The 24,883-nt window shown below is 40.8% G+C and carries 23 protein-coding genes and 1 pseudogene; 18 read left to right on the top strand and 6 right to left on the bottom strand.

Features of this window, described 5'->3' with window-relative positions; all coding sequences use genetic code 11:
* The first annotated feature begins 40 nt into the window (after window positions 1–40).
* The 12 genes and pseudogenes from HMPREF1528_RS10850 (at window position 41) to HMPREF1528_RS10905 (ending at window position 11,892) form a co-directional block, all read left to right on the top strand.
* Window positions 41–301: a hypothetical protein gene (locus HMPREF1528_RS10850; RefSeq protein WP_016479783.1), complete on the top strand. Its 261-nt coding sequence runs from the start codon at window positions 41–43 to the stop codon at window positions 299–301.
* A gap of 657 nt (window positions 302–958) precedes the next feature.
* The gene (locus HMPREF1528_RS10855; RefSeq protein ID WP_016479784.1) at window positions 959–2,293 is read left to right on the top strand and encodes a TolC family protein; all 1,335 of its coding nucleotides are present in this window, start codon (window positions 959–961) and stop codon (window positions 2,291–2,293) included.
* 64 nt (window positions 2,294–2,357) lie between these two features.
* Window positions 2,358–3,587: an efflux RND transporter periplasmic adaptor subunit gene (locus HMPREF1528_RS10860; protein WP_016479785.1), complete on the top strand. Its 1,230-nt coding sequence runs from the start codon at window positions 2,358–2,360 to the stop codon at window positions 3,585–3,587.
* Complete coding sequence (locus HMPREF1528_RS10865; protein ID WP_034568067.1) at window positions 3,588–4,337, top strand: ABC transporter ATP-binding protein; 750 nt, start codon at window positions 3,588–3,590, stop codon at window positions 4,335–4,337.
* Window positions 4,338–4,430: 93 nt separating this feature from the next.
* Window positions 4,431–4,955 (top strand): TetR/AcrR family transcriptional regulator, encoded by a 525-nt coding sequence (locus HMPREF1528_RS10870; RefSeq protein WP_016479787.1) that lies wholly within the window; start codon window positions 4,431–4,433, stop codon window positions 4,953–4,955.
* A gap of 12 nt (window positions 4,956–4,967) precedes the next feature.
* The gene (locus HMPREF1528_RS10875) at window positions 4,968–5,807 is read left to right on the top strand and encodes a type II CAAX prenyl endopeptidase Rce1 family protein (protein WP_016479788.1); all 840 of its coding nucleotides are present in this window, start codon (window positions 4,968–4,970) and stop codon (window positions 5,805–5,807) included.
* 33 nt (window positions 5,808–5,840) lie between these two features.
* Window positions 5,841–6,825, top strand: a pseudogene (locus tag HMPREF1528_RS10880) (alpha/beta hydrolase).
* Window positions 6,826–7,044: 219 nt separating this feature from the next.
* On the top strand, window positions 7,045–8,265 hold the full coding sequence (locus HMPREF1528_RS10885; RefSeq protein WP_016479791.1) for an ABC transporter permease: 1,221 nt from the start codon (window positions 7,045–7,047) through the stop codon (window positions 8,263–8,265).
* A 37-nt stretch (window positions 8,266–8,302) separates the two neighbouring features.
* Entirely contained in the window at window positions 8,303–8,530 is a 228-nt protein-coding gene (locus tag HMPREF1528_RS10890; protein ID WP_016479792.1) for a hypothetical protein, read from the top strand.
* Window positions 8,527–9,522 carry a sensor histidine kinase gene (locus tag HMPREF1528_RS10895; RefSeq protein ID WP_016479793.1) on the top strand — a complete coding sequence of 332 codons (996 nt, stop codon included), beginning with the start codon at window positions 8,527–8,529 and terminating at the stop codon, window positions 9,520–9,522. The genes HMPREF1528_RS10890 and HMPREF1528_RS10895 overlap by 4 nt, the downstream gene beginning before the upstream one ends.
* A gap of 655 nt (window positions 9,523–10,177) precedes the next feature.
* The gene (locus tag HMPREF1528_RS10900; protein ID WP_016479794.1) at window positions 10,178–11,173 is read left to right on the top strand and encodes an NAD(P)H-dependent glycerol-3-phosphate dehydrogenase; all 996 of its coding nucleotides are present in this window, start codon (window positions 10,178–10,180) and stop codon (window positions 11,171–11,173) included.
* A gap of 134 nt (window positions 11,174–11,307) precedes the next feature.
* The gene (locus tag HMPREF1528_RS10905) at window positions 11,308–11,892 is read left to right on the top strand and encodes a riboflavin synthase (protein WP_016479795.1); all 585 of its coding nucleotides are present in this window, start codon (window positions 11,308–11,310) and stop codon (window positions 11,890–11,892) included.
* On the opposite strand, the gene HMPREF1528_RS10910 is transcribed toward HMPREF1528_RS10905, so the two are convergent.
* The gene (locus tag HMPREF1528_RS10910; RefSeq protein ID WP_016479796.1) at window positions 11,879–12,619 is read right to left on the bottom strand and encodes a lysophospholipid acyltransferase family protein; all 741 of its coding nucleotides are present in this window, start codon (window positions 12,617–12,619) and stop codon (window positions 11,879–11,881) included. The two genes, HMPREF1528_RS10905 and HMPREF1528_RS10910, sit on opposite strands and share 14 nt — an antisense overlap.
* A 291-nt stretch (window positions 12,620–12,910) precedes the next feature.
* Window positions 12,911–13,354 (bottom strand): hypothetical protein, encoded by a 444-nt coding sequence (locus HMPREF1528_RS10915; RefSeq protein WP_002676861.1) that lies wholly within the window; start codon window positions 13,352–13,354, stop codon window positions 12,911–12,913.
* Window positions 13,355–14,175: 821 nt separating this feature from the next.
* Between HMPREF1528_RS10915 and HMPREF1528_RS10920 the strand changes: the two genes are divergently transcribed.
* From HMPREF1528_RS10920 to rpoN, 6 genes are all read left to right on the top strand, one after another.
* A complete protein-coding gene (locus HMPREF1528_RS10920) occupies window positions 14,176–14,640 on the top strand; it encodes a DinB family protein (RefSeq protein WP_016479797.1) in 465 nt (154 codons plus the stop codon).
* Window positions 14,637–15,689, top strand: coding sequence for a thiamine-phosphate kinase (thiL, locus tag HMPREF1528_RS10925; RefSeq protein ID WP_016479798.1), 1,053 nt, complete (start codon window positions 14,637–14,639; stop codon window positions 15,687–15,689). The genes HMPREF1528_RS10920 and thiL overlap by 4 nt, the downstream gene beginning before the upstream one ends.
* 6 nt (window positions 15,690–15,695) lie before the next feature.
* Window positions 15,696–17,105, top strand: a complete 1,410-nt coding sequence (locus HMPREF1528_RS10930; RefSeq protein WP_016479799.1) for an alkaline phosphatase — start codon at window positions 15,696–15,698, stop codon at window positions 17,103–17,105.
* Window positions 17,106–17,136: 31 nt separating this feature from the next.
* The gene (locus HMPREF1528_RS10935; RefSeq protein ID WP_034568069.1) at window positions 17,137–18,120 is read left to right on the top strand and encodes a cation diffusion facilitator family transporter; all 984 of its coding nucleotides are present in this window, start codon (window positions 17,137–17,139) and stop codon (window positions 18,118–18,120) included.
* Window positions 18,121–18,259: 139 nt separating this feature from the next.
* Window positions 18,260–19,399: a glycosyltransferase family 4 protein gene (locus HMPREF1528_RS10940; protein WP_016479801.1), complete on the top strand. Its 1,140-nt coding sequence runs from the start codon at window positions 18,260–18,262 to the stop codon at window positions 19,397–19,399.
* Window positions 19,400–19,431: 32 nt separating this feature from the next.
* Window positions 19,432–20,898, top strand: a complete 1,467-nt coding sequence (gene rpoN / locus HMPREF1528_RS10945; protein WP_016479802.1) for an RNA polymerase factor sigma-54 — start codon at window positions 19,432–19,434, stop codon at window positions 20,896–20,898.
* Window positions 20,899–21,047: 149 nt separating this feature from the next.
* Here rpoN and HMPREF1528_RS13110 read toward each other — a convergent pair whose 3' ends face one another.
* Genes HMPREF1528_RS13110 through HMPREF1528_RS10960 form a run of 4 tightly spaced genes read right to left on the bottom strand, consistent with a single transcriptional unit; the run spans window position 21,048 to window position 24,844 of the window.
* The gene (locus HMPREF1528_RS13110) at window positions 21,048–21,179 is read right to left on the bottom strand and encodes a hypothetical protein (protein ID WP_255348477.1); all 132 of its coding nucleotides are present in this window, start codon (window positions 21,177–21,179) and stop codon (window positions 21,048–21,050) included.
* A 47-nt stretch (window positions 21,180–21,226) separates the two neighbouring features.
* Window positions 21,227–23,371, bottom strand: a complete 2,145-nt coding sequence (locus tag HMPREF1528_RS10950) for a S46 family peptidase (RefSeq protein ID WP_016479803.1) — start codon at window positions 23,369–23,371, stop codon at window positions 21,227–21,229.
* 41 nt (window positions 23,372–23,412) lie between these two features.
* Window positions 23,413–24,099, bottom strand: coding sequence for a TIGR00730 family Rossman fold protein (locus HMPREF1528_RS10955; protein WP_016479804.1), 687 nt, complete (start codon window positions 24,097–24,099; stop codon window positions 23,413–23,415).
* A 25-nt stretch (window positions 24,100–24,124) separates the two neighbouring features.
* On the bottom strand, window positions 24,125–24,844 hold the full coding sequence (locus tag HMPREF1528_RS10960) for a hypothetical protein (RefSeq protein WP_016479805.1): 720 nt from the start codon (window positions 24,842–24,844) through the stop codon (window positions 24,125–24,127).
* Between the last annotated feature and the right edge of the window lie 39 nt (window positions 24,845–24,883).

Here is a 24,883-nt window from a genome sequence, read left to right on the forward strand (position 1 = left end):
ATTAGCAAATAGACAAATTAGAAAATGAGAAAATTTGGAAATGAGAAAATTAGAAAATGAGAGAATTAGAAAATTAGCAAATGAGGTGAAGGCTACAAGAAACGCCAGCGAAAAGATTGTCAGTTTATTCAACTTTGCCAAAGGTGCGAGCCGCACGGGCAGTGTGAGCTACACGGGCAGGGAAAAAATTAGCAAATTAGGGAATGAGAAAATTAGCAAATGTGGAGGGTTGAGGAGTTCGAAAGATAACGGCGAAGAACGGAAGAGAGCTGAGAAGAATTTTGATGAAAAAAGGCTATGAGGAGGGTGGGGGTAGCTTATAGAGAGCTTATAGGAAGCTTATACGAATCTTGGACGATTGGTATAGAAAGGGTGTGTAAAAAGTTGATTCATAATGTCATACAACAGCACTAAAAATGTTAAAAACGGGGTTTCGAGGCGAAAGAAAAAGAATCCTTACCCCTGCCCTCTCCCAAGGAGAGGGGGTGTAGTGACGAATGACGAGTGATGAATAACGAATGCGGACTTCCTTTAAAGGGGGAATGTGGTGACGGAAAGGCGAAGAAATGAGGAATGACAGGGGACGAATGACGAGTGATAAATGACGAATAACAGATTTTTGAATGAACAATACATAAAGATAAAAGGAAGATAACTTGCGAGAGTTATTGGAGGAAGGAGATGTACGGGCAGTTGTTGGACGAGGCTGATGGGGCGGAGAAGGAGAACGAGATAGATAGGGTAGACTAGATGGAGTGAGCGGACAAGGTGGATAAGGCAGAGCAGTTGGACGTTTCTGACGACTAAAATTAACACCTTATAACTAGAAATTAACTGCTAAATATTGCTTTTTGTCGATAAAATAAGGCTTTTCGTCGATTATTTTTGCGGACTCCGCCCGTATTGCAGTACCTTTGTCACAGCTAAATGACAAAAAGTTGCTTAAAAACTAAAAACGATGAAAAGAACTTTGTACATATCTTTTTTGTGTCTCTGTCCTTTGTTAGCAGGGGCTCAAGCGAAACAATGGTCGCTGGCTGACTGTATCAACTATGCGGTACAGAACAATATTTCTGTAAAGAAGACGGAACTGAACCAGCAGACGGCTGAAATCAATTACAGTCAGGCGAAGAGCAACCGCTTGCCTACGGTAAGTGGCTCGGCTTCGGCAAACCAGAATTACGGTTCGGCAATCAATCAGATTTCTAATGAGCGGGTGTCGCACCGTACGTTCTCCAACAATTTTGGGGTATCGGCATCTATGCCACTCTATCAGGGCAATAAACTGAACCTACAAGTAGACCGCAGCAAATTATTGCTCGAACAGAACGAACTGTACGTGCAAGAGGCGAAAAACAACATCACTTTGAGTGTGCTTGAAGCTTATCTGCAAGCCCTTTACAGCTATGAGGGAATAGAAGTAGCTAAGAATACGGCGCGCTCTTCGGGTGAGGAATTAAAACAAGCACAGGGCAAGTTTGCCAATGGGTCTATTGCTAAACTGAGTTTAGCTGAGATAGAAACGCGTCACGCCAACAACGAGTATGCTATTATCAAAGCAGAAAATGAATACGAAAGTAGGGTACTGACCCTCAAACAACTGTTGGAGCTTCCTCCTAATAGTGATTTCGCTATTGCGCTCGACCTTCCCGCAGATGATGAAACGGCGATTATCCCTAATAAAGATGTGGTTTTTGCGGAAGCCAAACAAAAGCTCCCCAATCTAAAAATCTATCAATCACAACAAAAGATAGCTGAAAAAGATATTAAGATAGCCAGAGCGGGCTATGCCCCTACTCTATCGCTACAAGCAGGGGTAAATACAGGATATTCAAACCTCAACGATTTGAGCTATCGCACCCAGTTGGACAGCAATTTCGGTCAGACCATAGGAGCATCGCTCAATATTCCTATCTTTTCGCAGTTCAGAAATAAGAACAATGTGAAGCTGGCTAAGGTTACCCAACAGCAAGCGGTGCTCGACGAACAACAAGCAGAAAAAGACCTCTATACCAAAATAGAAACCGCTTGGCAGAATGCTACCACTTACCAAGCACAACAAGGAGCTTCGCGCACGGCTCGTGACAATGCTAAATTGGCATACGATTTGGCAGTAAAAAAGCACGAATTCGGTGGACTTACCAATACCGAGCTTCTCGTAAGCGAAAACGCTTACCTCAACGCGGAGCAAACCTATTTGCAAAATAAGTATATGCAGGCGCTGTATGTACAGTTGCTGAAGTTTTATATGGGAGTCCTCCCCCTAACCCCCTCCCAAGGAGGGGGAATGTAGCGATGGTCATCTTTCTGAAAAAATAATTTATAGAATATTATCTAATAACTAACGACTAAATACAATGAAAAAACACATCAAAAAAATTATTATTATTGTGCTATTAGCGATAGTGGCTTTTGGGGTGTATCACTTCTTTATGAAGGAAAAACCTACTTTTATCGTCCTGCAAACCGATAAGGTAACCGAAGGTGACGTTACTACCGAAGTAACTGCTACTGGTAGCGTACAGCCGGTGGACGAGGTAGAAGTAGGTACCCAAGTATCGGGATTGGTAAGCAAGATTTACGTAGATTACAACAGCCAAGTGAAGAAAGGACAGCTACTGGCGGAACTCGACAAGACGAACCTTCAAGAAATGGTTGTAAATGCTACTGCCAATTACCAATCGGCACTCAACGAACTGAATTACTACCGTCAGAATTACGAACGACAACAGAAAATGTACAATGCCCAAGTGATTAGCAAATCGGACTACGAGCAAGCATTGTATCAGTTCAACAACGCGAAAACAAATGTAGCACAACGTCTTACGACCCTCAATCAAGCAAAAACCAATTTGGGATATGCCAATATCTATTCGCCTATCAATGGGATTATCCTCAGCAAAGAGGTAGAAGAAGGGCAAACGGTAGCCGCCTCGATGAGTGCACCTACACTCTTCAAAATAGCCAAAGACATCAAGCGTATGCAGGTGGAAGCCGATGTAGACGAAGCCGATATAGGACAAGTGAAAGTAGGACAACGTGTGAGCTTTACCGTAGATGCTTACCCCCAAGAAGAGTTTTCGGGGAAGGTAACCCAAGTGCGTCTATCACCTACTACGACTTCGAACGTGGTGACCTATACGGTGATAGTAGAGGCGGAGAACCCCGACGAGAAGCTCAAACCTGGGCTTACCGCGACCATCGCTATCTATACCAATGAGCTGAAAAGCGTAACCATAGTGCCTGCGAAAGCGATGAATTTCACCCCAGACATCGACCTACTGATGCAGTATTACGCTCAGAAAGGCATTAACGCTCCAATGCCCAAAGTACAGCACGGCAAGGGTAAAAATAAATACGTATGGGTAGTGAACACCGACGGTAGTCTTGCCCAACAAAGCATCAGCATTGGTAGCAACGATGGTATTAATGTGCAGGTGCTCAGTGGGGTAACGGTAGATACAGAAGTGGTTACATCCTTAGCAAATATGAACCCGCAAGCCAATGCGGAAAAGAAAGATAGTGGCGACAGCGGTAGTCCGTTTATGCCTAAACGTCCTCGTCGTGATAACTCAAAAGCTAAATAAATGAAAAAAGCAATCATGAACATACGCGATATGAAACGCGAGTTTAAGATGGGCAACGAAATGGTTCACGCCCTGAAAGGCATTAACCTCACCATTCACGAGGGTGAGTTCGTAACCATTATGGGACCGAGTGGTTCGGGTAAATCAACCTTATTGAACATATTAGGTTGTTTAGACCGTCCATCGTCAGGCGATTACTTTTTGGACGGCATCTCGGTGAAAGATATGAGCAAGAACGAACTCGCAACGGTACGCAACACCAAGATAGGCTTTATCTTTCAGTCGTACAATCTTTTGGCGCGTACCTCAGCTATCGAGAATGTAGAGCTCCCTTTGATGTACAACTCTAAAATCTCGGCTAAAGAACGTCGCGAGCGCGCTATTGAAGCTCTCATCAGCGTAGGTTTAGAAAGCCGATTGAACCACTTGCCCAGTGAACTATCGGGTGGACAACAGCAACGGGTAGCCATTGCGCGTTCCTTAGTGAACCACCCGGTGATACTCCTTGCCGATGAGGCTACCGGTAACCTTGACACTAAAACCTCTTATGAGGTAATGGAGCTTTTCCAACGCCTTAACGACCAAGGTAGTACGATAGGGTTTGTAACCCACGAGAACGACATCGCTCTTTTCAGCAAGCGCACTGTTGTACTCAAAGACGGGCATATCATCAGCGATAAGGAAGTAACCAATAGGCTGAATGCAAAGGAAGAATTAGCACAATTACGAAATACGAATGACGCAGACTGAATCTTTTTTAATTAAAAATTTGCAGGTTAAAAAAAATGTACTACTTTTGCAAAAATAACAGATGTTATATTACAGATGTTATAACAAAGTTTTATGCCGAAATCAACAACAATAACGCAAGAAGTAATTATAGGAACCGCCTTTGAAATGGTGCGAAAAGAAGGCTTTTCAGTCCTTTCAGCCCGAAATATTGCCAAGCAAATAGGTTGTTCCACTCAGCCCATCTATTGGTGCTATAAAAATATGGATGACCTTAAAGCCGAAATCTGCAAAAAAGCACTGCCCTTCCTACAAAGTGTAGTGCTCAGTTACTCAAAAACAGGCAATACTCTTTTAGATTTAGGACTCGGATACGTGCGAATGGCACACACCGAACCCGCCTTATTCAAGGCTTTTTATATGGATAATGTTACCAATGTAAAACTTACTGACATTTTCCCCGAAAGTGAGCGAGTGGTAGAAATAATGAAAAATAGCGAGGAATGCCAAAACCTATCTGATGAAGAGCTGAAGAATGACATTGCTAAAGGTTGGATGTTGGCACACGGTATCGCTTCATTGGTTGCTGTTGGTATGCTTGTTTACGACGAAGATAAAATTTTAGAAATATTAAAATAAACCTACCTTAATATGAGAACCAATAAAAAAACACTTCGGAATGTAATCTTATTTAGCTTGGTAGCCATCTCTTGCGGATGGATAGGCGTTGGGGTAAACCAGTTGCTTGGTGAGCCTTCTAATTTAGAGTCACTAGGGTCGTTGATTTTTATTGCTACACCTATTGTGTGTATGATTTTGCTTCGTCTTTTGGGTGGCGATGGTTGGAAAGATTTTCCTTTAAAACCTCGTTTCAAGCAAAACACTCGCTGGTATATCTTTGCTATTGCAGTCTATCCCGTGGTTATTGGTATAACACTGTTTGTTGGGAAGCTATTAGGTTGGGTAGATGTGAGTAAGTTTAGTGTTGCTGCCTATCTTCCTGTTTTTGCTACTGCTTTCTTACCCATTTTTATCAAAAATATCTTAGAAGAGACGGCTTTTCGAGGTTATCTCACTATAAAAATGGAACAACTCACCAAAAACGAATGGGCAATTTATTTAGTGGTGGCATTCGTCTGTCAAATATGGCACCTGCCATACAATCTCATATTCTTAGACGATGCTTATCAGGCAACCTTTTTCCCTTATAGCAAAGTGTTATTTGTTTTCGTGAGTTTTGTGGTTATTGCTGTTTGGACAATAATGTATACCGAAATTTTCTTTCTCTCACGTTCTCTTTTATTGGTAGTTTTGATGCACTCAATGAAAGACGCTCTTAATCCTCTCATTTCAGAAGGATTTACAGTTATTTCACCCGATAAAATACTTTTAGTATCTCCTCTTTTTGGTATCATTTCAACATTAATATACTTGGCTATAGGCTTGTATTTAAGAAGAATACGCAAAAGTAAAGAGCGTCTTCAATCATAATGAATAAATCGTATAAACTAAAATTTCAATAATATGAGCACAAACAATGAAAACCCTATAAATGTTGCTTCTTGGGATAAGATTTTCCCTAAAAGCGATAAAGTTGAACACAAAAAAGTGTCATTCAAAAACCGTTATGGCATCACCCTTATTGGCGACTTGTACTTCCCGAAAAACAGCGAAGATAAAAAACTTGCTGCCCTTGCTGTTTGCGGTGGATTTGGAGCTGTAAAAGAACAAGCTTCAGGATTTTATGCCCAAACAATGGCTGAAAGAGGTTTTGTAACCTTAGCTTTCGACCCCTTCCTATACGGGAGAAAGTGGTGGAGAACCTCGCAATGTAGCATCACCCGATATCAACACCGAAGACTTTTCGGCAGCGGTAGATTGCTTAGGAATTCAACCCTTTGTCGATAGAGAAAAAATAGGAATCATAGGTATTTGTGGTTGGGGAGGCTTTGCACTGAATGCTACAGCCATCGACACACGTATCAAGGCTGTTGTCACTATGGTAATGTACGATATGTCACGTGTGTTTAGCAAAGGCTATTTTGATGCCAATACGCCCGAAATGCGTATGGAAATGAAGCGTTCACTCAATGATATTCGTTGGAAGGATGCCGAGACAGGAACCCCTACACCAGGTTACCCTATGCCCGATACCCCATCGGATAAAGTACCTGAATTCTTGAATGATTATATTGAGTTTTACAAAACGCCACGAGGTTTCCACGAGCGTTCAGTTTCTAATCACGTTTGGACAGCTACTACCCTGCTTTCATTTATGAATTTTCCACTACTGTCGTATGCCAACGAAATTGAGGTACCAACCCTTATGATTGCAGGAGAAAAAGCCCATTCTCGCTATATGAGTGAAGATGCCTACAAGTTAATTGGAACTGAGAAAAAAGAACTACTGATTGTCCCTAATGCACGTCATACTGATTTTTACGACAATCAAGCTGGAGTAATTCCGTTTGATAAGTTGGAGGCGTTTTTTAGTGAGCATCTTCAATAAAATGAAGTATAAAAACAAGTCTCAAGCTAATTTTACTGAAAGAGAGGGAGGTAAAAGTAAGAAGAACTTAAAATAACTTTATCCCGCTTTGTTTTTGATACATTATGAGGTCTGCTGGCAAATAGTAAAAGGCGAGTACAAAACGCGTATCATAGGAGAACCTTTCTAGTCTCACAGAATTTGCTAATCTGCTAATTTTCTAATTCACTAATTAATATTATGAATATACAAAACCTTTTTAAAATAGCGTGGCGTGCCCTCTTGCTCAACAAAACAAGGGCGATGCTTACAATGTTGGGCATCATCATTGGGGTGGGCTCAGTGATAACGATGCTTGCCATTGGCGAGGGTTCTAAAAAGAGCATCAAGGAGAATATCTCTAAAATGGGTACCAATATGCTCAATATCCGTCCAGGTGCGGGTATGATGGGCGGTGTGCGTATGAGTATGAGCGATATGCAATCGCTGAAAATGACGGATTACGAAGCCCTCAAAAAAGAAGGTACCCTACTGAAATATGTATCGCCGGTAGTAAGTGGCAATGGACAAAGTATAGCAGGGGGCAACAACTGGCCTACCTCTATCTACGGCGTGAATACCGAATACTTGCCCATACGGGAGTGGAGTGTGGCAGAGGGAAGTATGTTTGGTGAAGATGAAATTACTAACTTTGCCAAAGTAGCTGTTATAGGACAAACAGTAGCTAAGAACCTCTTCACTAATGACGAAAATCCTATTGGGCAAACCATACGCTTTAAGAATATCCCATTTAAAGTGATAGGTGTACTCGCTAAAAAAGGTGAGAGCAACTTTGGTCAGGATCAAGACGATGTAATTATCGCCCCTTATACTACGGTACAAAAGCGTATTTTGGCACAAACTTTCTTGCAGAGTATTGTGGCTTCGGTAATAGATGAAAGTCAGTCGGAGAATGCAGTAAACCAAGTAAAGAAAATTTTGGAGCGCACACATAATCTTTCGGCTACACAAGAGAATGATTTCAATGTGTTTTCACAACAAGAGCTTATCAGTACATTTAGCTCTACCAGTGAGATGCTTACTGTGTTATTGGTAGCTATTGCCAGCATTTCGCTCATCGTGGGGGGAATAGGCATTATGAACATTATGTACGTATCGGTAAAAGAGCGCACTAAAGAGATAGGCTTGCGTATGGCTATTGGAGCTAAGGGAAAGGATATTTTGGCACAGTTCCTCATCGAGTCAGTGCTTATTAGCATTACTGGGGGGGTATTAGGGGTAATTATTGGCTTATTAGCAACGGTAGGCGTATCGCTGTTTATAGGCTGGCCAGTGAGTATTACCTTGTATTCTATTGTAATATCCTTCTTAGTATGTACCATTACAGGGGTATTCTTCGGTTGGTATCCAGCCCGCAAAGCAGCCGAGTTAGAACCTATTAGCGCCCTCAGATACGAGTAGTGCGAGTCGCACAGGTAATTAGAAATAATAAAAACTGATGAATATAACTTTACCTCCTTATGCTACAACAGAAGACCTGCAAAAATGTATGGTTATTGTTAGAGAAATATTAGATAGCAAAGCCATTACTATTAATGATGAGCAGTGCCAAGCTATAGCTTTAGAAGTTATGGGTATCTCTTATGCCAAAGGAGGAGACTATTCCCCTGAAATCATCAAGAGTTTTACAGAAAGTTATTTAAAAACATCAAAGTATAAAGAATGAAATTCTTAACACACATAGCTGCTTGGGCAGTGGTTTGTATTTTACCTGCCCTTATTTTTATCTCCGAAAGCAATCACCGATTTGAGGAGGCACTTTACCGTTCGATCATATCATTGCCTTTCTTGATGTTTTTGTTCTACATCAGTTTCTATTGGCTTATTGATAAACTGTGGTTTAAAAAACGATATATACTTTTTATATTGGTAGCAGTGGCACTCATTTTATGTATTTCGTACAGCAAATATGAGCTTTTTTCGTACTTTAATCCCCGCAAAGATGGACGCAGGATGCCTCCTTTCCACGCTTTTGTCTATTTTGATTTCCTATCGAACCTCTTACCAGTAGTCTTTGCAATGGCAATACGCTATGCACAACGCAACTTTTCTTTGGAAATCGCTCAGAAAGAAGCCCAAGCACACAAACTACAAGCCGACCTTACCCAACTGAAATACCAACTCCAACCGCATTTCTTTTTCAATGCGCTCAACAATATCTATTCGCTTATAGAGTTTGACCCTCAAAAAGCACAACAGAGCGTGCATAGCCTTAGCAAACTGATGCGTCACTTTATGCAAAACATTGACCAAAAGCAGATTAGCCTTGCAGAGGAAGTAGATTTCTTGCAACAGTACATCAGCTTAATGCAGTTACGCCTGACTGATAAAACTACTGTACGGGTAGATTTCCCGAAGCAACTACCCCCACTCACCATAGCGCCTTTGCTGTTTATCAGCTTGGTGGAAAACGCTTTTAAGCACGGTGTATCGGCGACTGAGGTAACAGAATTGTCGTTTAGCTTGAGAGTGGAAGAGAATAAGGTAATATTTAGAAGTGAGAACACTATAATTCCTAAACAAGAAAGTTTGTATAACTCAGGTATTGGCATTGAAAACTTAAAGAAACGGCTAACACTTCTTTATCCTAAAAAACATCAATACAATATCGAAGAAAAAAACGGAGAATACATTGCTCAATTGACAATTGAGAATTGATAATTGACAAATGTGAGGTTTTTAGACCAAAGACAAGAAATTTTCTTAAAAAAGAAGTACTTTCGATGTGAGGACAGTGTAGCTTACGCTACAGAAATCTTACAAATCAAACAAATAGGTAGCAAGCTACCTGAAAGTCTCGAACTGACCTATACTTCATAATTTTGCGCAGTTGCTCTGCGGGACGTCTGACGGACTTTTAACAAACCTTAAACGAAACTACAGTGGTTTTATAGTGGGTCTACAGTGGGTCTACAGTGGCTCTACAGTGGGTCTACAGTGGGTCTACAGTGGCTCTACAGTGGGTCTACAGTGGGTCTACAATAAAGGTTAATCGAATTATAATAGAACATTGATTGAACTTATGGTGCTACTATCTCCTCACATCACTCGTTCTAGTGTTTAAACTTGTTGTACTTAAAATAAGTAACAACTTAAATCAAAGGCTCGAAATTTTCTTTAAAAAAAGAAATACATCTGGCGGTACAGAAAAGAGAATCTTTTGCTTAATTATTTAATTGATTTTCACATAATTTATATAGCGTAAGCTATATTTCCTCTTTTGGTGTGTTTGGTCTGTGGTTTTAGTAGGCACTTTTTGGTAATACAGCATTATTTTCGTACCTTTGCCCCAAAATAATAATAGCTAACAATTGTGGAAACCAAAATATCAGTTATCGGAGGAGGAAGTTGGGCAACGGCTCTGATTAAGATTTTTACCGCCAATATCGACCAAGTGTGTTGGTATATGCGCAATGAACAGGCTATTGAGCACATCAAAGCGACCAAACACAACCCTAACTACCTTAGCGATGTACATTTAAACATCAGCAAGCTACACCTCACCAACGACATCAACGAGGCGGTAGCTTTTAGCGATTATGTCGTCTTTTCTATCCCTTCTGCTTTCTTAAACGAAGAATTAGAAAAACTCACCGAACCGCTATCTAATAAAAATATATTTTCTGCTATCAAAGGTATCGAACCTAAGAGCGGACTTATAGTAGGTGAGTATTTCAACAAAATACATCACGTACCTTATGCACAGATAGGCGTTATAGCAGGTCCTTGCCACGCCGAAGAGGTAGCTCTCGAACGTCTGTCGTACCTCACTATTGCCTGTCTCGATGAGGAAAAAGCGCGCTTTATGGCTGAAGCAATGAAACGCCATTATGTGAAAACCAAAATATCCGACGATGTGGTAGGTATTGAATACGCTGCTATGCTGAAGAACATTTATGCCCTTGCTGCGGGTATTGCACACGGATTGGGCTATGGCGATAACTTCCAAAGTGTGTTGATGAGCAACGCCATTCGCGAGATGCGACGCTACATCAAGCATATTTACAAAATCAAACGAAATATTAACAATTCCGCTTATTTAGGTGATTTACTCGTAACCGCCTACTCGCTTTTCAGTCGCAACCGTATGTTCGGCACGATGATAGGTAAAGGCTATACTGTAAAGAGTACAATGGCTGAAATGAATATGGTAGCCGAAGGCTATTACGCCACCAAAAGCGCTTACCTCATTAACAAAAATCAAGAAAAACCCAGTCGCACCCCTATACTCGATGCTGTCTACAAAGTGTTATACGAAGGCAAAAGAGCCAATGTAGCATTTGCAGAACTGACAGGAGAACTGGATTAGCTTCCTCCCCCTGCCCCTCCAAAGGAGGGGAGTTCGTGAGAAAATCATTGTTAAACTTTTATTTCACCCTTCTTAAATCCTCTTTATGGATTTATCCTCTCTTCTTTGGAGAGAGGAATGGGATAAGGATTATTATGTTCACAGGAATTATAGAAGAAATAGGTAAAATCGTACAGATAGAACGCGAAGAGGCGAATCTGCATTTATACGTAAAAAGTTCGTTTACAAATGAACTAAAAATAGACCAAAGTGTTGCTCACAACGGCGTATGCCTTACGGTAGTGGCTATCGATGGCGATGTATACCGAGTAACCGCTATTGCCGAAACTCTTACCAAAACCCACTTGGGCAGTTTGCAAGTAGGTAATGCGGTAAACTTAGAGCGCGGTATGCTTCTCAACACACGCTTAGACGGACATATCGTGCAAGGTCACATCGACCAAACGGGCACTTGTAGTGCTATCCAAGAAGAAGCAGGTAGCACCCGCTTTACTTTTGAGTACGACCCCTCTACTGGTAATGTGGTAATTGAAAAAGGCTCTATTACTGTGAATGGTGTAAGCCTAACGGTAATAGATGCAACTTCCCATAGTTTTAGTGTAGCAGTAATTCCCTATACTTTAGCACATACCAATCTGCAATATTTACAAATAGGTAGTGTTGTAAATTTAGAATTCGATGTGATTGGTAAATATGTCGCCCGACTTATGCAACGGTAAGGCGTTGTAAAATAAGAGAACGTACTTCTTCACGTAAGGACTCTTTATCGTCAAGGGTTTTGCCTTGGGTAGGAATAGAGCGCAATATATCTACTCGCATCATGCCCATACTGCCGGCAAAGAAGCGGAAGGGAAAGCGTTTTTTAGTATCGTAGAATACCATTGGCACTATGGGAATTTGGCATTCTATCGCAATACGGAAAGCACCATCTTTAAAACTATCGAGTACTATACTTTCATCATCTGGGACACCTCCTTCGGGGAAAATACAAATGCTCAGCCCTGCCTTTATTCTCTCCATCGCTTGGGCATAAACCTCCTTCCTACTCTGCGGACTCTTTCTATCTACCATTATCGCAACACGTTTGTAGAAATAACCAAACAATAGCGTCTTGCTCAGTTCCTTCTTCCCTACAAATACAAACGGATTTTTACTACAATAGAACATCAACATTATGTCCATCATACTGTAATGATTGGCGACCAGCATATAGCTATGGCGGTCGTTAGGCACGGTATATTCCCTGTGTATTTTCGGCAAAAAGCCCATACCATACAATATAGGCGTTGCCCATAAGTTCCGGGCTACCCAATAAAATGAGCGATACCATTCTGCTCGTGCTGTAAGAATAAACAACAAGGGCAACCACAGGAGAATAAGAATGAGTACAAGCAAGTAAAACCAGCTCTTCCACAAGAGCCAAAAGGTGTATTTCAGGAGTTTCATTTAATGTAATCTTATTATTATCCGGTAGGAGCAAATATATTACTGATTTCTAATATATAAACCTCAACATCACCGCTTAACGCTCTCTTTTTGCAATGTAAAAGTATCGTTAAAACAGTAATAAAGTTTTGTTAAAATCGATTTTTTCTTTGGTAATTCAAAAATTTGCCGTACCTTTGTCAGCGCAATGAGGGTGGTAGCTCATTGTAAAACTTCAAATAATAGTTTTCATAATTTAAAGTTTTGGTTGGTTAATGGAAAAGTCCGATATTATTATCGGACTTTTTTTTCTTATACAGACCACCATAGCTTCCAAGGAATCATCGAGAGCAAGCACACCAGTGCAATACCGTAAAACAAGGCTATTTTTCCGTACATCTTGCGCACTTCTGTCTGTTTTTTAAGTTTTACCCAGCCCACAGTAATCAGCGTTACTGCAATGATATTCATTATAGGGTGCTCCACCAATAACTGTCGCAATAAGCTGTCTTTCATCACCACTTTAGCCCCCTCACTCCACATCTGCAAACGAGGGGTAGTTACATAGACTAATAAGCCCAATAATAATTGAATATGAGAGAATACCAAAGCAAACAAACTCAAGCGGAGGTCTTTTATTCCAAAGTATTTTCTTTTGCCAAAAAATCCGATAAGCGCATTGATAACTGCTATGATAAGCACTGCCAATACTAAATAAGCACATAGTGAATGTGTCTGTTTAATTAGTTGATACATAATATTCTTTATAAATTTGCGGGCAAAAATACAAATCTTTTTGAAATTCTTTTCTTTCTTCAAAGTATTTTTTGTACTTTTGCCTTTGGATGATAGTTATGAATTATTGACGAATGAGGAAATGAGAGAATTGGAAAATGAGGAAATTAAAGAATTTGACTAATAAAACAATAATTAATTATGACAACCTTTTTTAGGAGGTGACAATCAGTTTATTCAACTTTGCCAAAGTTTCAAACTTTGGCAAAGTGCGTACCGCAAAAGCGATGTGTTAGGACTGTTAGGAGCGCTCGGAAGGGAACGGAGAAATTCGCAAGAAGGTTGAGAGGAGATTTGATGAGAAAAGGCTGTAAGGAGGGTATGGTTAGCTTATAGAGAGCTTATAGGAAGCTTATACGAATCTTGGACGATTGGTATAGAAAGGGTATATAAGTAATTGACTTATAACACGATATAACAGTGCTAAAAATGTTAAAAACAGGGTTTCGAGGCGAAAGAAAGAGGAAGAGGTGCTAGGCCTTAGGGCATAGGCAATAAGGGAAAACATCCCCCTAACCCCCTTCAAAGGGGGAATGTGATGACGGAAAAGAGAAGGAATGACGAATGCTAACTTCCTTCGAAGGGGGAATGTGGCGACGGAAAATCAAAAGAGACCTCTCCTCTAATTCACTTAGTTAGCAATTGCTGATAACCCTCGATAGGAGGAATTGGCGATAATCATTATAGACGAGTTATATAATTTTCAGTGAAACAATACATTAATTCTCCTACTCTCGATTGACACTAATGATAATAACTAACGACAAAAAACTAACAACTATATGACAGAACAAGTATTTGCCTTACACGTGGCAACCCGCAACAATCTTTTAACTTATTTGGAGAATATAAGTCCTGAACAATTAGCGCAAATCCCCACAGGGTTTCACAATAACATCTGGTGGAACATCGCTCACTGCGTGGCGCAACAACAAATACTCTGCTACAAACTATCAGGACTCAATTTTGTTGTACCCGAAACTTTTGTAGATACTTATAAAAAAGGTACTTATCCCGATGGACACATTCCTACCGCTGAGGAAATTCAAGAATTGCGCAGTCTGCTCATCAGCAGCCAAAAACAACTGCAAGCCGACTACGAGCGTGGGGTATTCTCTAATTTTACTCCTTACACTACCAGCTATGGCTATGCGCTTACCTGCATTGAAGATGCGATACATTTCAACAATACTCACGAGGGAATGCACCTTGGGGTGGTAATTGCTTTAAACTATTTTGCTAAATGATAGAAGATAAAACGCCTCACCGTACCTCATTAGCCGATTTGGGTGAATTTGGACTCATCGACCGCCTGACGAAGGGATTTGAAATCCACAATCCTTCCACTCTTAAAGGCGTAGGCGACGATGCGGCGGTAATGGATTTTAAAAATAAGAGAACTGTCGTCTCTACCGACCTACTTATTGAAGGTGTACATTTCGACCTTAGCTATGTACCGCTGAAGCATTTAGGATACAAGTCGGTAGTAGTGAACGTATCAGATATCTATGCGATGAACGCTACGGCTACCCAGATAACCGTATCGATAGCGGTATCCAATCGCTTTCCGTTAGAAGCCTTAGAAGAGTTCTATGCAGGCATTCGCCTAGCCTGCAAGCATTATAAGGTAGACTTAGTAGGAGGCGACACGACCTCATCTACACGCGGACTCATCATCTCGGTAACGGCGATAGGTGAAGCGGAAGCGTCGGACTTAGTATATCGCAACGGAGCGCAACCTAACGACCTTGTGGTACTCACGGGCGATATAGGGGGTGCCTATATGGGTTTGCAGATATTGGAACGCGAAAAGGCGGTCTTTCAGGTAAACCCAAACTCTCAACCCGATATAGAGATGTATTCTTACATTTTGGAACGCCAGCTCAAACCCGAAGCCCGCAAGGACATTCCGCCACTGCTCAAACAATTAGGTGTAAAACCTACTGCTATGATGGATGTAAGCGACGGATTGTCGTCAGAGATATTGCACATTTGCAAACAATCGGGGGTAGGTTGTAGGTTATATGAAGACAAAATACCGCTTGACCCACAAGTAATTAGTACTTGTGAGGAATTCAATTTAGATAGCACCACCATAGCCCTGAGCGGAGGCGAGGACTACGAACTGCTGTTTACTATTGCCCAAGCAGATTACGATAAGATAAAAGGCAACCCTAATTTTAGCGTAATAGGTTACATTACCGATAAAAGCGAAGGGGTAAACCTCATCACCCGTGCAGGACAGTTTATACCGATTATAGCAAAAGGGTGGAACGCTTTAACAATTAACAATTAACAAGATATGAAAAGAAGAGCATTTTTTAAACGTGGGGCTTTAGCAGCTTTAGGAGGCTTAGTACTTCCTTCATTCGATTTACAAGCGCAAACCCTTGGGGAAGCCCATAAAAACAAACGCACTAAAAACATCATCTTTATGGTGAGTGATGGTATGAGTTTCGGCACTTTGGTAATGGCTGACCTGTATCTAAAACGCAAATTCGGTCGCCCTTCCAGCTGGATAGGATTGTACGAAAGTAACCTCGCACAGCGCGCCGTAATGGATATGGCATCAGCAAGTTCAGTAGTCACCGACTCCTCAGCAGCGAGTTCGTCTTGGGGTGGTGGAGTACGTGTAAAGAACGGTAGCCTAAATATCAGTCCAGATGGCAAAGAGAATATGCCTATCTTACAAAAGTTCAAAAAAGCAGGCAAGAAAGTGGGTTGTATCACTACCGTAATGGTAAACCACGCCACTCCTGCAGGCTTCTGTACGTGGAGTAAGAGTCGGAATGCTATGGACGAGATAGCCCTCAACTACACCGAATTAGGCTTTGATGTGATGTTAGGCGGCGGTAGCAAATACTTTGACCCTGCCCATCGCAAGGACAAAAAAGACCTCTTTGCTGTTCTCAAAAAGAAAGATTATACGGTAGCTCGCACTCGCGGTGAAATGCTGAAAGCACCTACTAATAAACCTCTCTATGGGCTCTTTGCTGAAGATGCCCTCCCCTACTCTATCGACCGCGCTCAAAGCAGTGAAGAACAAGCTAAATCGCCTACTCTTGCCGAGATGACTGCTAAGGCTATCGACCAACTTAAAAGTCACCCTAACGGCTTTGTAATACAAGTGGAAGGTGGTAAAGTAGACTGGGCGGCACACGGCAATGATATAGGGGCTTTGCTGTACGACCAGGTAGCTTTTGACGAGGCTATAAAAGTAGCCCTCGATTTTGCAAAAGCTGATGGCAACACTCTTGTAGTGCTTACTTCTGACCACGGCAATGCCAACCCTGGACTCATCTACGGCAAAGAATGTAATGACAACTTTGACAGATTGCAAAACTTCACCCATTCTAACGACTGGATATTGCAACAAATCAATTCTAACGACTCGGTAGCCAAAGTGCGTGAGCACGTTGCTCAATGCTGCGGTGGAATGAACATCAATGAGGAACAAGCTAAAGAACTCTTAGGCTATTACGCTAAAACCGAAAGAAAAGAAGACGGCTTGTACAACTACAAACACCTGCCTTATCGATTGTTTGCCGAAATACAAAAATCACATACTTCGGTAGGCTGGATAAGTATGGATCACTCATCGGATTACACCGAATTGGCAATGTATGGACCAGGTAGCGAGCGACTTAAACCTTTTATGCGCAATACCGATATGCACAATTTCTTGTTGGAGGCAGCGGAGGTTAGAGTTTAGAAGTTAGAAAGTAGAAATCAGAAATTAGAGGGTGAAAAGTTTTCAGTTTCAGAAGCTCGTTACTTTTATAGGAATATTGCTCTTCATCGTGAAGTTGATAGCGTGGTACATTACCAATTCTAACGCTATCTTTTCGGACACGATGGAGAGCATCGTGAATATTATTGCCGCTTTTATGGGGCTCTATTCGCTATACCTCTGCAACAAACCTCGCGATACCGACCACCCCTATGGACACGGCAAGGTAGAGTTTGTTACCGCTGGCATTGAGGGGATGCTCATAGCCATCGCTGGGGTACTTATTCTCATCGAAGCCATTTCGTCACTTATAGAGGGAATACATCTCGCCAAATTAGATTGGGGGATTGCCCTTTTCGGGTCTACCGCCATAGTGAATTACGCTATGGGGTATATTTCTTACCAAAAGGGAAAGAAAGAAAACTCGTTAGTACTGATGAGTGCGGGCAAGCATCTGCAATCGGATACTTTTGCGACTTCGGCAATTGTATTGAGCTTACTATTGGTGCATTTCACCGGTTGGTTATGGCTCGACCCTCTAATCGCCATTGGTTTTGGTAGTTATATCATTGTGATAGGCTGGAAGATAGTGCGCAAAGCCCTCAGCGGTATTATGGATGAACGCGATGAAGCACTCTTTGCTGAATTGATAGCTATCTTGCAAGCGAATCGCAAAACCGAATGGATAGACATTCACAATATGCGCATTCAGCAGTTTGGGGCTCACTTACACATCGATGCTCATATCACTCTGCCTTACTATTATTCTTTAAAAGAAGCACATCAAGAAATGGAAAAGGTGATTCATTTATTGGTAGAAAAAGTAGATAGAACGATAGAATTCAACTTTCACTTAGACTATTGCAAACCCTTTTCGTGTGAAATTTGTGCTATCGAGTGTCCCTTTAGAGAAAAACCTTTTGTGCGGACTATACAGTGGGACGTGAAGAACATCGCTGGAGTAGCGAAGCATAGATATGAACCACTAAAACAATAATGCAAATTAGATACTATAAACATTGGTTCTTTGAGGTTTAATTTTGATGTACTTGACCTATCGTAAATAACTAACAGTATTCTTCTTGCTCGTTTAAAGTATATTTATTAATTTTGCACCAAAATATTGCCTTTATAATATGATAACTACTTTCTTTTCAGAAAATTTAGGGTTTACTACCATATGCGTTTTTCTACTCTCTTTGGGAGTAGCATACTTTTCTTTGCCAAGTATTATATACGTGTCAAAGTACAAAAACCTAATGGATAAACCTAATGCACGTAGTTCACATAAAGAAAAAACACCTACCTTAGGAGGTATTTCTTTCTTCGTAAGTTTAGTTTTTACTCTCTTTTTACTCCGTTTTTTCGATAATGACAATGTAGGTATTAACATCTTATCTGGTGTAGGTGTACTCTTTTTCGTTGGCTTAAAAGATGACCTCGTAGGTGTAAATCCTAGTACTAAAATTATAGGTCAAATTATAGCTACCCTGATGCTTTTCTTAGGGACTGGGCTTAAAATCACTACTCTTGATAATTTCTTAGGCATTACTGATATTCCATATTGGCTTTCTATTTTTATGAGCTGTGGTATGATGATGATGATTGTAAACTCTTACAATCTTATTGATGGCATTAACGGCTCAGCTGCAATGGTAGGTATTGTAATTTTTGGCGCTTTTGCTTATGTTTTCTACGATGCTCAACTGTACTACTACTTCCTGTTATCAATCCTATGTATAGGTTTTTTATTAGCCTTTTTACGCTATAATCTATCGGTAAGGAAACGCGTTTTTATGGGAGATACAGGCTCTATGATTGCGGGTTTTCTCATTGCAGTTCTCGCTATTAAATTCTTTGCTCTAAACACTGAAGCCTTAGAAAGTGCTATTATACACCCCACAAATAAAATATGGGTACTTCTTGCAATTATTTTCATTCCCTTTTTTGATACTACCCGCGTGTTCACCACCCGCCTATTGCGTCACGGACAACCTTTTAAAGCCGACCGCAGTCATATCCACCACGTGATGATTGACTATATGAAACTGTCGCATTCACAAGCAAGTGTACTATTAGCACTCATCAATTTAATCGTTTGTGTGGTGATTTTATATCTCAATACTTTTTTATCTTCCCTTTATTTAGGAATTGTTTTAGGTGTTATTTTTATAGGATTGGCAGGACTTCTCTTTTACGTAAACAGAAGCTATCACATCCGTAAGAAAAAACAAAAAATAAGACATATTGTCAAGGGGATTATAAAAAAGAAATAATTTTCGTACCTTTGCGCCCTATCTCATAAGAAATGCTCAAACAGAATTTACAACTTAAACTCTCACAAAAACTTTCACCTCAGCAAATACAGCTGATGAAACTCGTGCAACTCCCCACTCTTGCTTTTGAACAGCGCGTGAAACAAGAGATGGAAGAAAACCCCGCTTTAGAACCAGGGCGCGAAGAAGATGCCCTTGATGAGTTTCACGATGAGTTCGATAACACTGCCGATGAATATAACGATAACGATGTAATTGATATGGACGATATCAACATCGATGAATACCTGAGTGATGACGAAATACCCGACTATCGCTTGCACGCTAATAACTATAGCGACGACGATGAGGATCGCGATATTCCTTTCAGCGCAGAGGTGTCGTTTCACCAATCTCTTATCAACCAATTGAACACCTTTACCCTCTCCGATGAGGATTACTTAATTGCTGAGTTCCTCGTGGGTAGCATAGACGATATAGGCTATATACGCCGCTCTATTCAAGACCTTACCGACGACTTAGCCTTCACCCAAAATATCTATACCGAAGAGGAACACGTAGAACAAATACGCCAACAGATTATATTTCAATTAGACCCTGCAGGAGTAGGTGCTGCCGACCTGCAAGAGTGCTTGCTCATACAACTGCGCCGCAAAAAACAAACACCTGCTATAGGGTTGGCAATAGAAGTGCTTACCGAAGCCTTTGAGTCGTTCACTAAAAAGCATTACACCAAACTGCAACAGCGCTTTTTGGTAACTGAAGAACAACTGAAAGAAGCGGTACAAGAGGTGGAGCGCCTAAACCCTAAACCTGGGAGTTCCTACGTGGGCAACAATGTGCATATAGAACAAATTATCCCCGACTTTACCGTAAAAGTGGTAGACAACGAGTTGGAACTTTCCCTCAATGGGCGTAATGCTCCTGAACTACACGTTTCTAAGGAATATAGCACTATGCTCGATACTTATAAGAAGAGTAAAGAAAAGAGCAATTCACAAAAAGAAGCAGTGTTCTTTATCAAACAGAAGTTAGATTCTGCTAAGTGGTTTATAGATGCCATTCGTCAGCGACAACAAACGCTCCTCATCACGATGAACGCCATTATGGAGCACCAACGCGAGTACTTCCTCACAGGTGATGAGCTGAAAATAAAACCGCTTATTCTCAAAGATATTGCCGATAAGGTAGGTATGGACATCTCTACCGTGTCGCGGGTAGCGAGCAGTAAATACGTGATTACCCCTTACGGTACCAAACTCATTAAAGATTTCTTTTCGGAATCTATGAAGAACGACCAAGGGGAAGACGTTTCTACTCGTGAAATCAAGCAGATATTACAATATATTGTCGCTAAGGAAGACAAAAGTAAACCCCTCCCCGATGATGAATTGGCACAGCTCCTGAAAGAGAAAGGTTACCCCATTGCACGCCGTACTATCGCCAAATACCGCGAACAAATGGATATACCTGTAGCACGCCTCAGAAAAGAGCTGTAAGTGTGAGTCTCACAGGCAAAATATAAAGAAACTCCAGTATAGTGACAGACTGTACTGGAGTTTTTTTGTCGTAACACAACAAGCCGTTTTACAAATTAAAAGAAGCTTTTAATTCATTATACACCTGTTTGATAATCGAAGTTGGTTGCTCAAAGATGTGGAATATACATAGCTACAATTTCTTTATTTCCTACTTTGTAATAATAGAAGCTCTTGCCTTTATCGATGAGTGCGTTTTCTTCAGATTGATATTCACCTGTATTTTTAGGGTAATCTTTCAATCTTCTTTTTCAAGCAAATCCGAAAGTTTTCAACTCATCATTAACCATTATTTCACTATCTTCATCTCATTTAGCAAATACCCTGCTCCGGCGTATTTATCGATGATAAACAGCACATAGCGAATATCTACCATAATATTGCGACATATTTTAGGGTCGTAGTGTATATCGCTCATTGTGCCTTCCCACACGCGGTCGAAATTGAGACCGATAAGGTTACCTTGTGCGTCTATCGCAGGACTGCCTGAGTTGCCTCCCGTGGTATGATTGGTTGCTACGAAACACACAGGCATCTTGCCGTTTTTGCCGTAAATACCATAGTCTTTTTTCTCATAGAGCTCGCGCAGTTTGGCGGGCACATTAAATTCGTAGTCGTTAGGCACGTATTTCTCCATTACACCGTCTAAATAAGTCATATAATCATAGGTTATAGCATCCGAAGGTGAGTAACCCGCTACCTTGCCATAAGTAACGCGTAAAGTGCTATTGGCATCAGGGAAAATGCGGTCTTGAGGTTTCGAGAACTCCAAGATAGCCTTCATATAAGTACGCTGTAAGGCGGTAATCTCGCTATCCAACTGTCGGTAAGTAGGCACTACAGCTCCGTAGAAATGAGCGACAATTTGCTGTACAAATTGTACGCCTATGTCATTTTTGAGGCGCCTTTCAAAAACTTCATCGGGTAGGTTGAGTACTTTTTCCATTTCGGTTTTAGAAGCCAAAAACGACTCTTTATAGAGTTTGTCAGCCAGTGTGTGTATCTCAAACTGCTGTAAGTTAGGCGAGAGTAGGGGTTTAGGCATCGCCTGAGCATAATACACTACCGCTTTTTCAAATACGGCTTTATCTACATTCACATCGTAGTTTTTAAATACCGTTTCAAAGTTGTTTAAAAGGTTCTTCTTGCGGTCTTTGAACGATTGTGTTCCTTTCTCGTGCAGCGTATTTTGCAGTTGAAGGATTTTATAGCCATTTGCCAGCAAGTCGATATTGCGCTGTACCAACTCCGAAAAGAGGTCTACTGCCAAAGCATAGTTTTGTATTTGAGTGTATTTTTCAGTAAACTGAGGTAAAATATAACCATATTCAGCAGTTTTACCTGCTTTTTCTATCTCTTTTTGAAATTTCTGTTCTTGAGCGCGTTTGATAGCTACCGCATCCGATTTTTTCAAACCTTGTGTTTCACCTATCCACTTTTTCCAATAGTTGGCAACGCTGGCGTATTTAGAGGCGTATTTTATTTTTATTTCGTTGCTGTTGCGCATAAAGCCGTCTTGCACTTTGAGCACCACATCGCGAATGCCTATCTTAGCAGGATTCAGTACATTCACAATTTGTTCCACTGCTACGGCAGGTAAATATTCTTCAGTACGACCTGGATAACCGAAGACCATTGTAAAATCGCCTGCTTTCACCCCTTTTAACGAGATAGGAAAGAAGTGTTTGGGGCGATAGGGCACGTTGTCTTTGGAGTAGGCTGCGGGGCGGTTGTTTTTATCGGCGTATACACGGAAAAGCGAGAAGTCCCCCGTATGGCGAGGCCATACCCAATTATCGGTATCCGAACCGAATTTGCCTATAGCCGAAGGCGGTGCACCTACTAAACGCACATCTTTAAAAGTTTCTACTACAAAAAGGATATACTGATTGCCCTCGTAGAAAGCACGAACCCGATTCTCTTGCCACGCTTCTTTAGGCGAGTTTTTCACCAAAGAGGCAATATTGCGTTCTATCTGAGAGGCGCGAATGCTCTCACTACTTAGGTTTTGAGTATCGGCGAGTACTTTTTGGGTAACATCTTCAATACGTACAATAAAAGTAACTTCTAAATTCTTGTTAGGCAACTCTTCCGATAGATTTTTAGCCCAAAAACCATCGGTAAGGTAATCGTTTTGCACTGAGGAATGCGCTTGTATCTGTCCGTAGCCACAATGGTGATTAGTGAGCAGTAGCCCTTTATCCGAAATCATTTCGGCAGTACAGCCTCCATTGAAATGAGGCACGGCGTCTTTCAAGCTCGACTTATTGACGCTATAAATATCACTCACCGACATTTTCATACCTAAGGACTTCATTTCTCTGGCATTCATACCCTCCAAAAGCGAAGGAATCCACATACCGCCTTGCTGTGCCGTTAAGGTAACAGGTAACAAGTAAAAGCTAAAAAGTAATAAAGAGATAAACTTCTTCATAGTCACTGTTTAAATTAAAGTGCAAATATAGGGAATATTTTTTAAAAATTTGGTTTTAACTGTTGTTTGTTGTTGTAGAAATCTTCAATGACTTTAATCACTTCGTCTTCAGTATCTACTAAGTGAAACAAATCCAAATCCTCAGCACTAATATTATTAAATTTCTCTAATAATATCTTCTTTATCCAGTCTACAAGCCCGCTCCAATAATCTGTACCGACTAAAATAATAGGAATTTTGTCTATTTTATAAGTTTGCACGAGAGTGAGGGTCTCGAAGAGTTCATCGAGGGTACCAAAGCCCCCAGGCATTGCTACAAATGCCTTAGAATACTTTACAAACATCACCTTACGCGCAAAGAAGTAGTTGAATTTGATATTCTTATCGTGGTCGATATAAGAGTTGATTGCCTGCTCAAAAGGCAAATCAATATTCAGCCCTGCCGATACACCTTTGTTGAGGTGCGCACCTTTGTTGCCCGCCTCCATAATACCAGGTCCACCGCCGGTGATAATACCGAAGCCCTCATCTACTATCTTTTGGGCAATACGCACAGTGAGTTCGTAATAAGGTGTTTCAGGCTTAATACGTGCCGAACCAAAAATACATACACAAGGTCCTATGGAGCTCATCTGCTCATAACCGTGTACAAATTCACCCATTATTTTAAAAATCGACCAAGAGTCGTGTGTTTTAGTTTCGTTCCAAACTTTAGAATGTTTTTTCATTGAGTTAAATATTAAAAGTTAAGAGTTAAGGAATATAGTTTTTCCAACCATATTCGTAATATTTTTCAGTAGGCATAAACTCGGCAGCTCCACCGTCTAAATCGCCTGCGCAAGGAATACGGTGTAACCCCCAATTACAAGGCTTGGTTTTGCGCGTTTTGTAGCTCGTCCAAGTGCCGAGAAAGCTGTTGTTAAAATAAGCGTCGGAATCGTTATCTATATAGTCATACAAAAATCGGTTTTTGTTATCTACATACCATTTAACGAATAGCTTTCCTTTAAAAACACCCATAGCACTCTGTTTAGGGTCTTCTTTCAGTTCATAGGTAGCAATAACAATGCCTTCTTCTTTCACTTTTCCCTTGTACTCATCGTCTACTCCATAGGAAGGTAGCGCAAAAGCATATAGTGTATCAATAGTGATGTTCCCTTCAAAAGTGCACTCGTTCTTATCTACCATAGTGCTACCTTTCATTGTATAAGTGCGCTTTCCTTGCTTTTGTACTGTAAAGTCAATCCTCAATCGCTTCTTGTGTGCCCCTATAAAACCGAGATAAGGTATCTTTTGCATTAACAAAGGCGAGATATCTTTCTCATTGATATTTATTTTAGCTTTTATCAATGGAGATTTTCTGCCTTGTTCAGTGCTAAAAGGGGTCATTGCGTCTATAATGCCCTTCTGCGTACAAGTATTTTGTGCATAAGAGAAAATAGTGATAATATATAATAAAAAGAATAGTTTCATTATTTAGGTAACTGTTTTTCACTTTTGCCAAATTGGCTA

The sequence above is a fragment of the Capnocytophaga sp. oral taxon 336 str. F0502 genome (assembly GCF_000411575.1).
Lineage (GTDB): Bacteria > Bacteroidota > Bacteroidia > Flavobacteriales > Flavobacteriaceae > Capnocytophaga > Capnocytophaga ochracea.

Bases quoted from the DNA above. Each gene is read 5' to 3' on its own strand.
- HMPREF1528_RS10850 (WP_016479783.1), top strand. From the start codon at position 41: ATGAGAAAATTAGAAAATGAGAGAATTAGAAAATTAGCAAATGAGGTG.
- HMPREF1528_RS10855 (WP_016479784.1), top strand. From the start codon at position 959: ATGAAAAGAACTTTGTACATATCTTTTTTGTGTCTCTGTCCTTTGTTA.
- HMPREF1528_RS10860 (WP_016479785.1), top strand. From the start codon at position 2,358: ATGAAAAAACACATCAAAAAAATTATTATTATTGTGCTATTAGCGATA.
- HMPREF1528_RS10865 (WP_034568067.1), top strand. From the start codon at position 3,588: ATGAAAAAAGCAATCATGAACATACGCGATATGAAACGCGAGTTTAAG.
- HMPREF1528_RS10870 (WP_016479787.1), top strand. From the start codon at position 4,431: ATGCCGAAATCAACAACAATAACGCAAGAAGTAATTATAGGAACCGCC.
- HMPREF1528_RS10875 (WP_016479788.1), top strand. From the start codon at position 4,968: ATGAGAACCAATAAAAAAACACTTCGGAATGTAATCTTATTTAGCTTG.
- HMPREF1528_RS10885 (WP_016479791.1), top strand. From the start codon at position 7,045: ATGAATATACAAAACCTTTTTAAAATAGCGTGGCGTGCCCTCTTGCTC.
- HMPREF1528_RS10890 (WP_016479792.1), top strand. From the start codon at position 8,303: ATGAATATAACTTTACCTCCTTATGCTACAACAGAAGACCTGCAAAAA.
- HMPREF1528_RS10895 (WP_016479793.1), top strand. From the start codon at position 8,527: ATGAAATTCTTAACACACATAGCTGCTTGGGCAGTGGTTTGTATTTTA.
- HMPREF1528_RS10905 (WP_016479795.1), top strand. From the start codon at position 11,308: ATGTTCACAGGAATTATAGAAGAAATAGGTAAAATCGTACAGATAGAA.
- HMPREF1528_RS10910 (WP_016479796.1), bottom strand. From the start codon at position 12,619: ATGAAACTCCTGAAATACACCTTTTGGCTCTTGTGGAAGAGCTGGTTT.
- HMPREF1528_RS10915 (WP_002676861.1), bottom strand. From the start codon at position 13,354: ATGTATCAACTAATTAAACAGACACATTCACTATGTGCTTATTTAGTA.
- HMPREF1528_RS10920 (WP_016479797.1), top strand. From the start codon at position 14,176: ATGACAGAACAAGTATTTGCCTTACACGTGGCAACCCGCAACAATCTT.
- thiL (WP_016479798.1), top strand. From the start codon at position 14,637: ATGATAGAAGATAAAACGCCTCACCGTACCTCATTAGCCGATTTGGGT.
- HMPREF1528_RS10930 (WP_016479799.1), top strand. From the start codon at position 15,696: ATGAAAAGAAGAGCATTTTTTAAACGTGGGGCTTTAGCAGCTTTAGGA.
- HMPREF1528_RS10940 (WP_016479801.1), top strand. From the start codon at position 18,260: ATGATAACTACTTTCTTTTCAGAAAATTTAGGGTTTACTACCATATGC.
- rpoN (WP_016479802.1), top strand. From the start codon at position 19,432: ATGCTCAAACAGAATTTACAACTTAAACTCTCACAAAAACTTTCACCT.
- HMPREF1528_RS10950 (WP_016479803.1), bottom strand. From the start codon at position 23,371: ATGAAGAAGTTTATCTCTTTATTACTTTTTAGCTTTTACTTGTTACCT.
- HMPREF1528_RS10955 (WP_016479804.1), bottom strand. From the start codon at position 24,099: ATGAAAAAACATTCTAAAGTTTGGAACGAAACTAAAACACACGACTCT.
- HMPREF1528_RS10960 (WP_016479805.1), bottom strand. From the start codon at position 24,844: ATGAAACTATTCTTTTTATTATATATTATCACTATTTTCTCTTATGCA.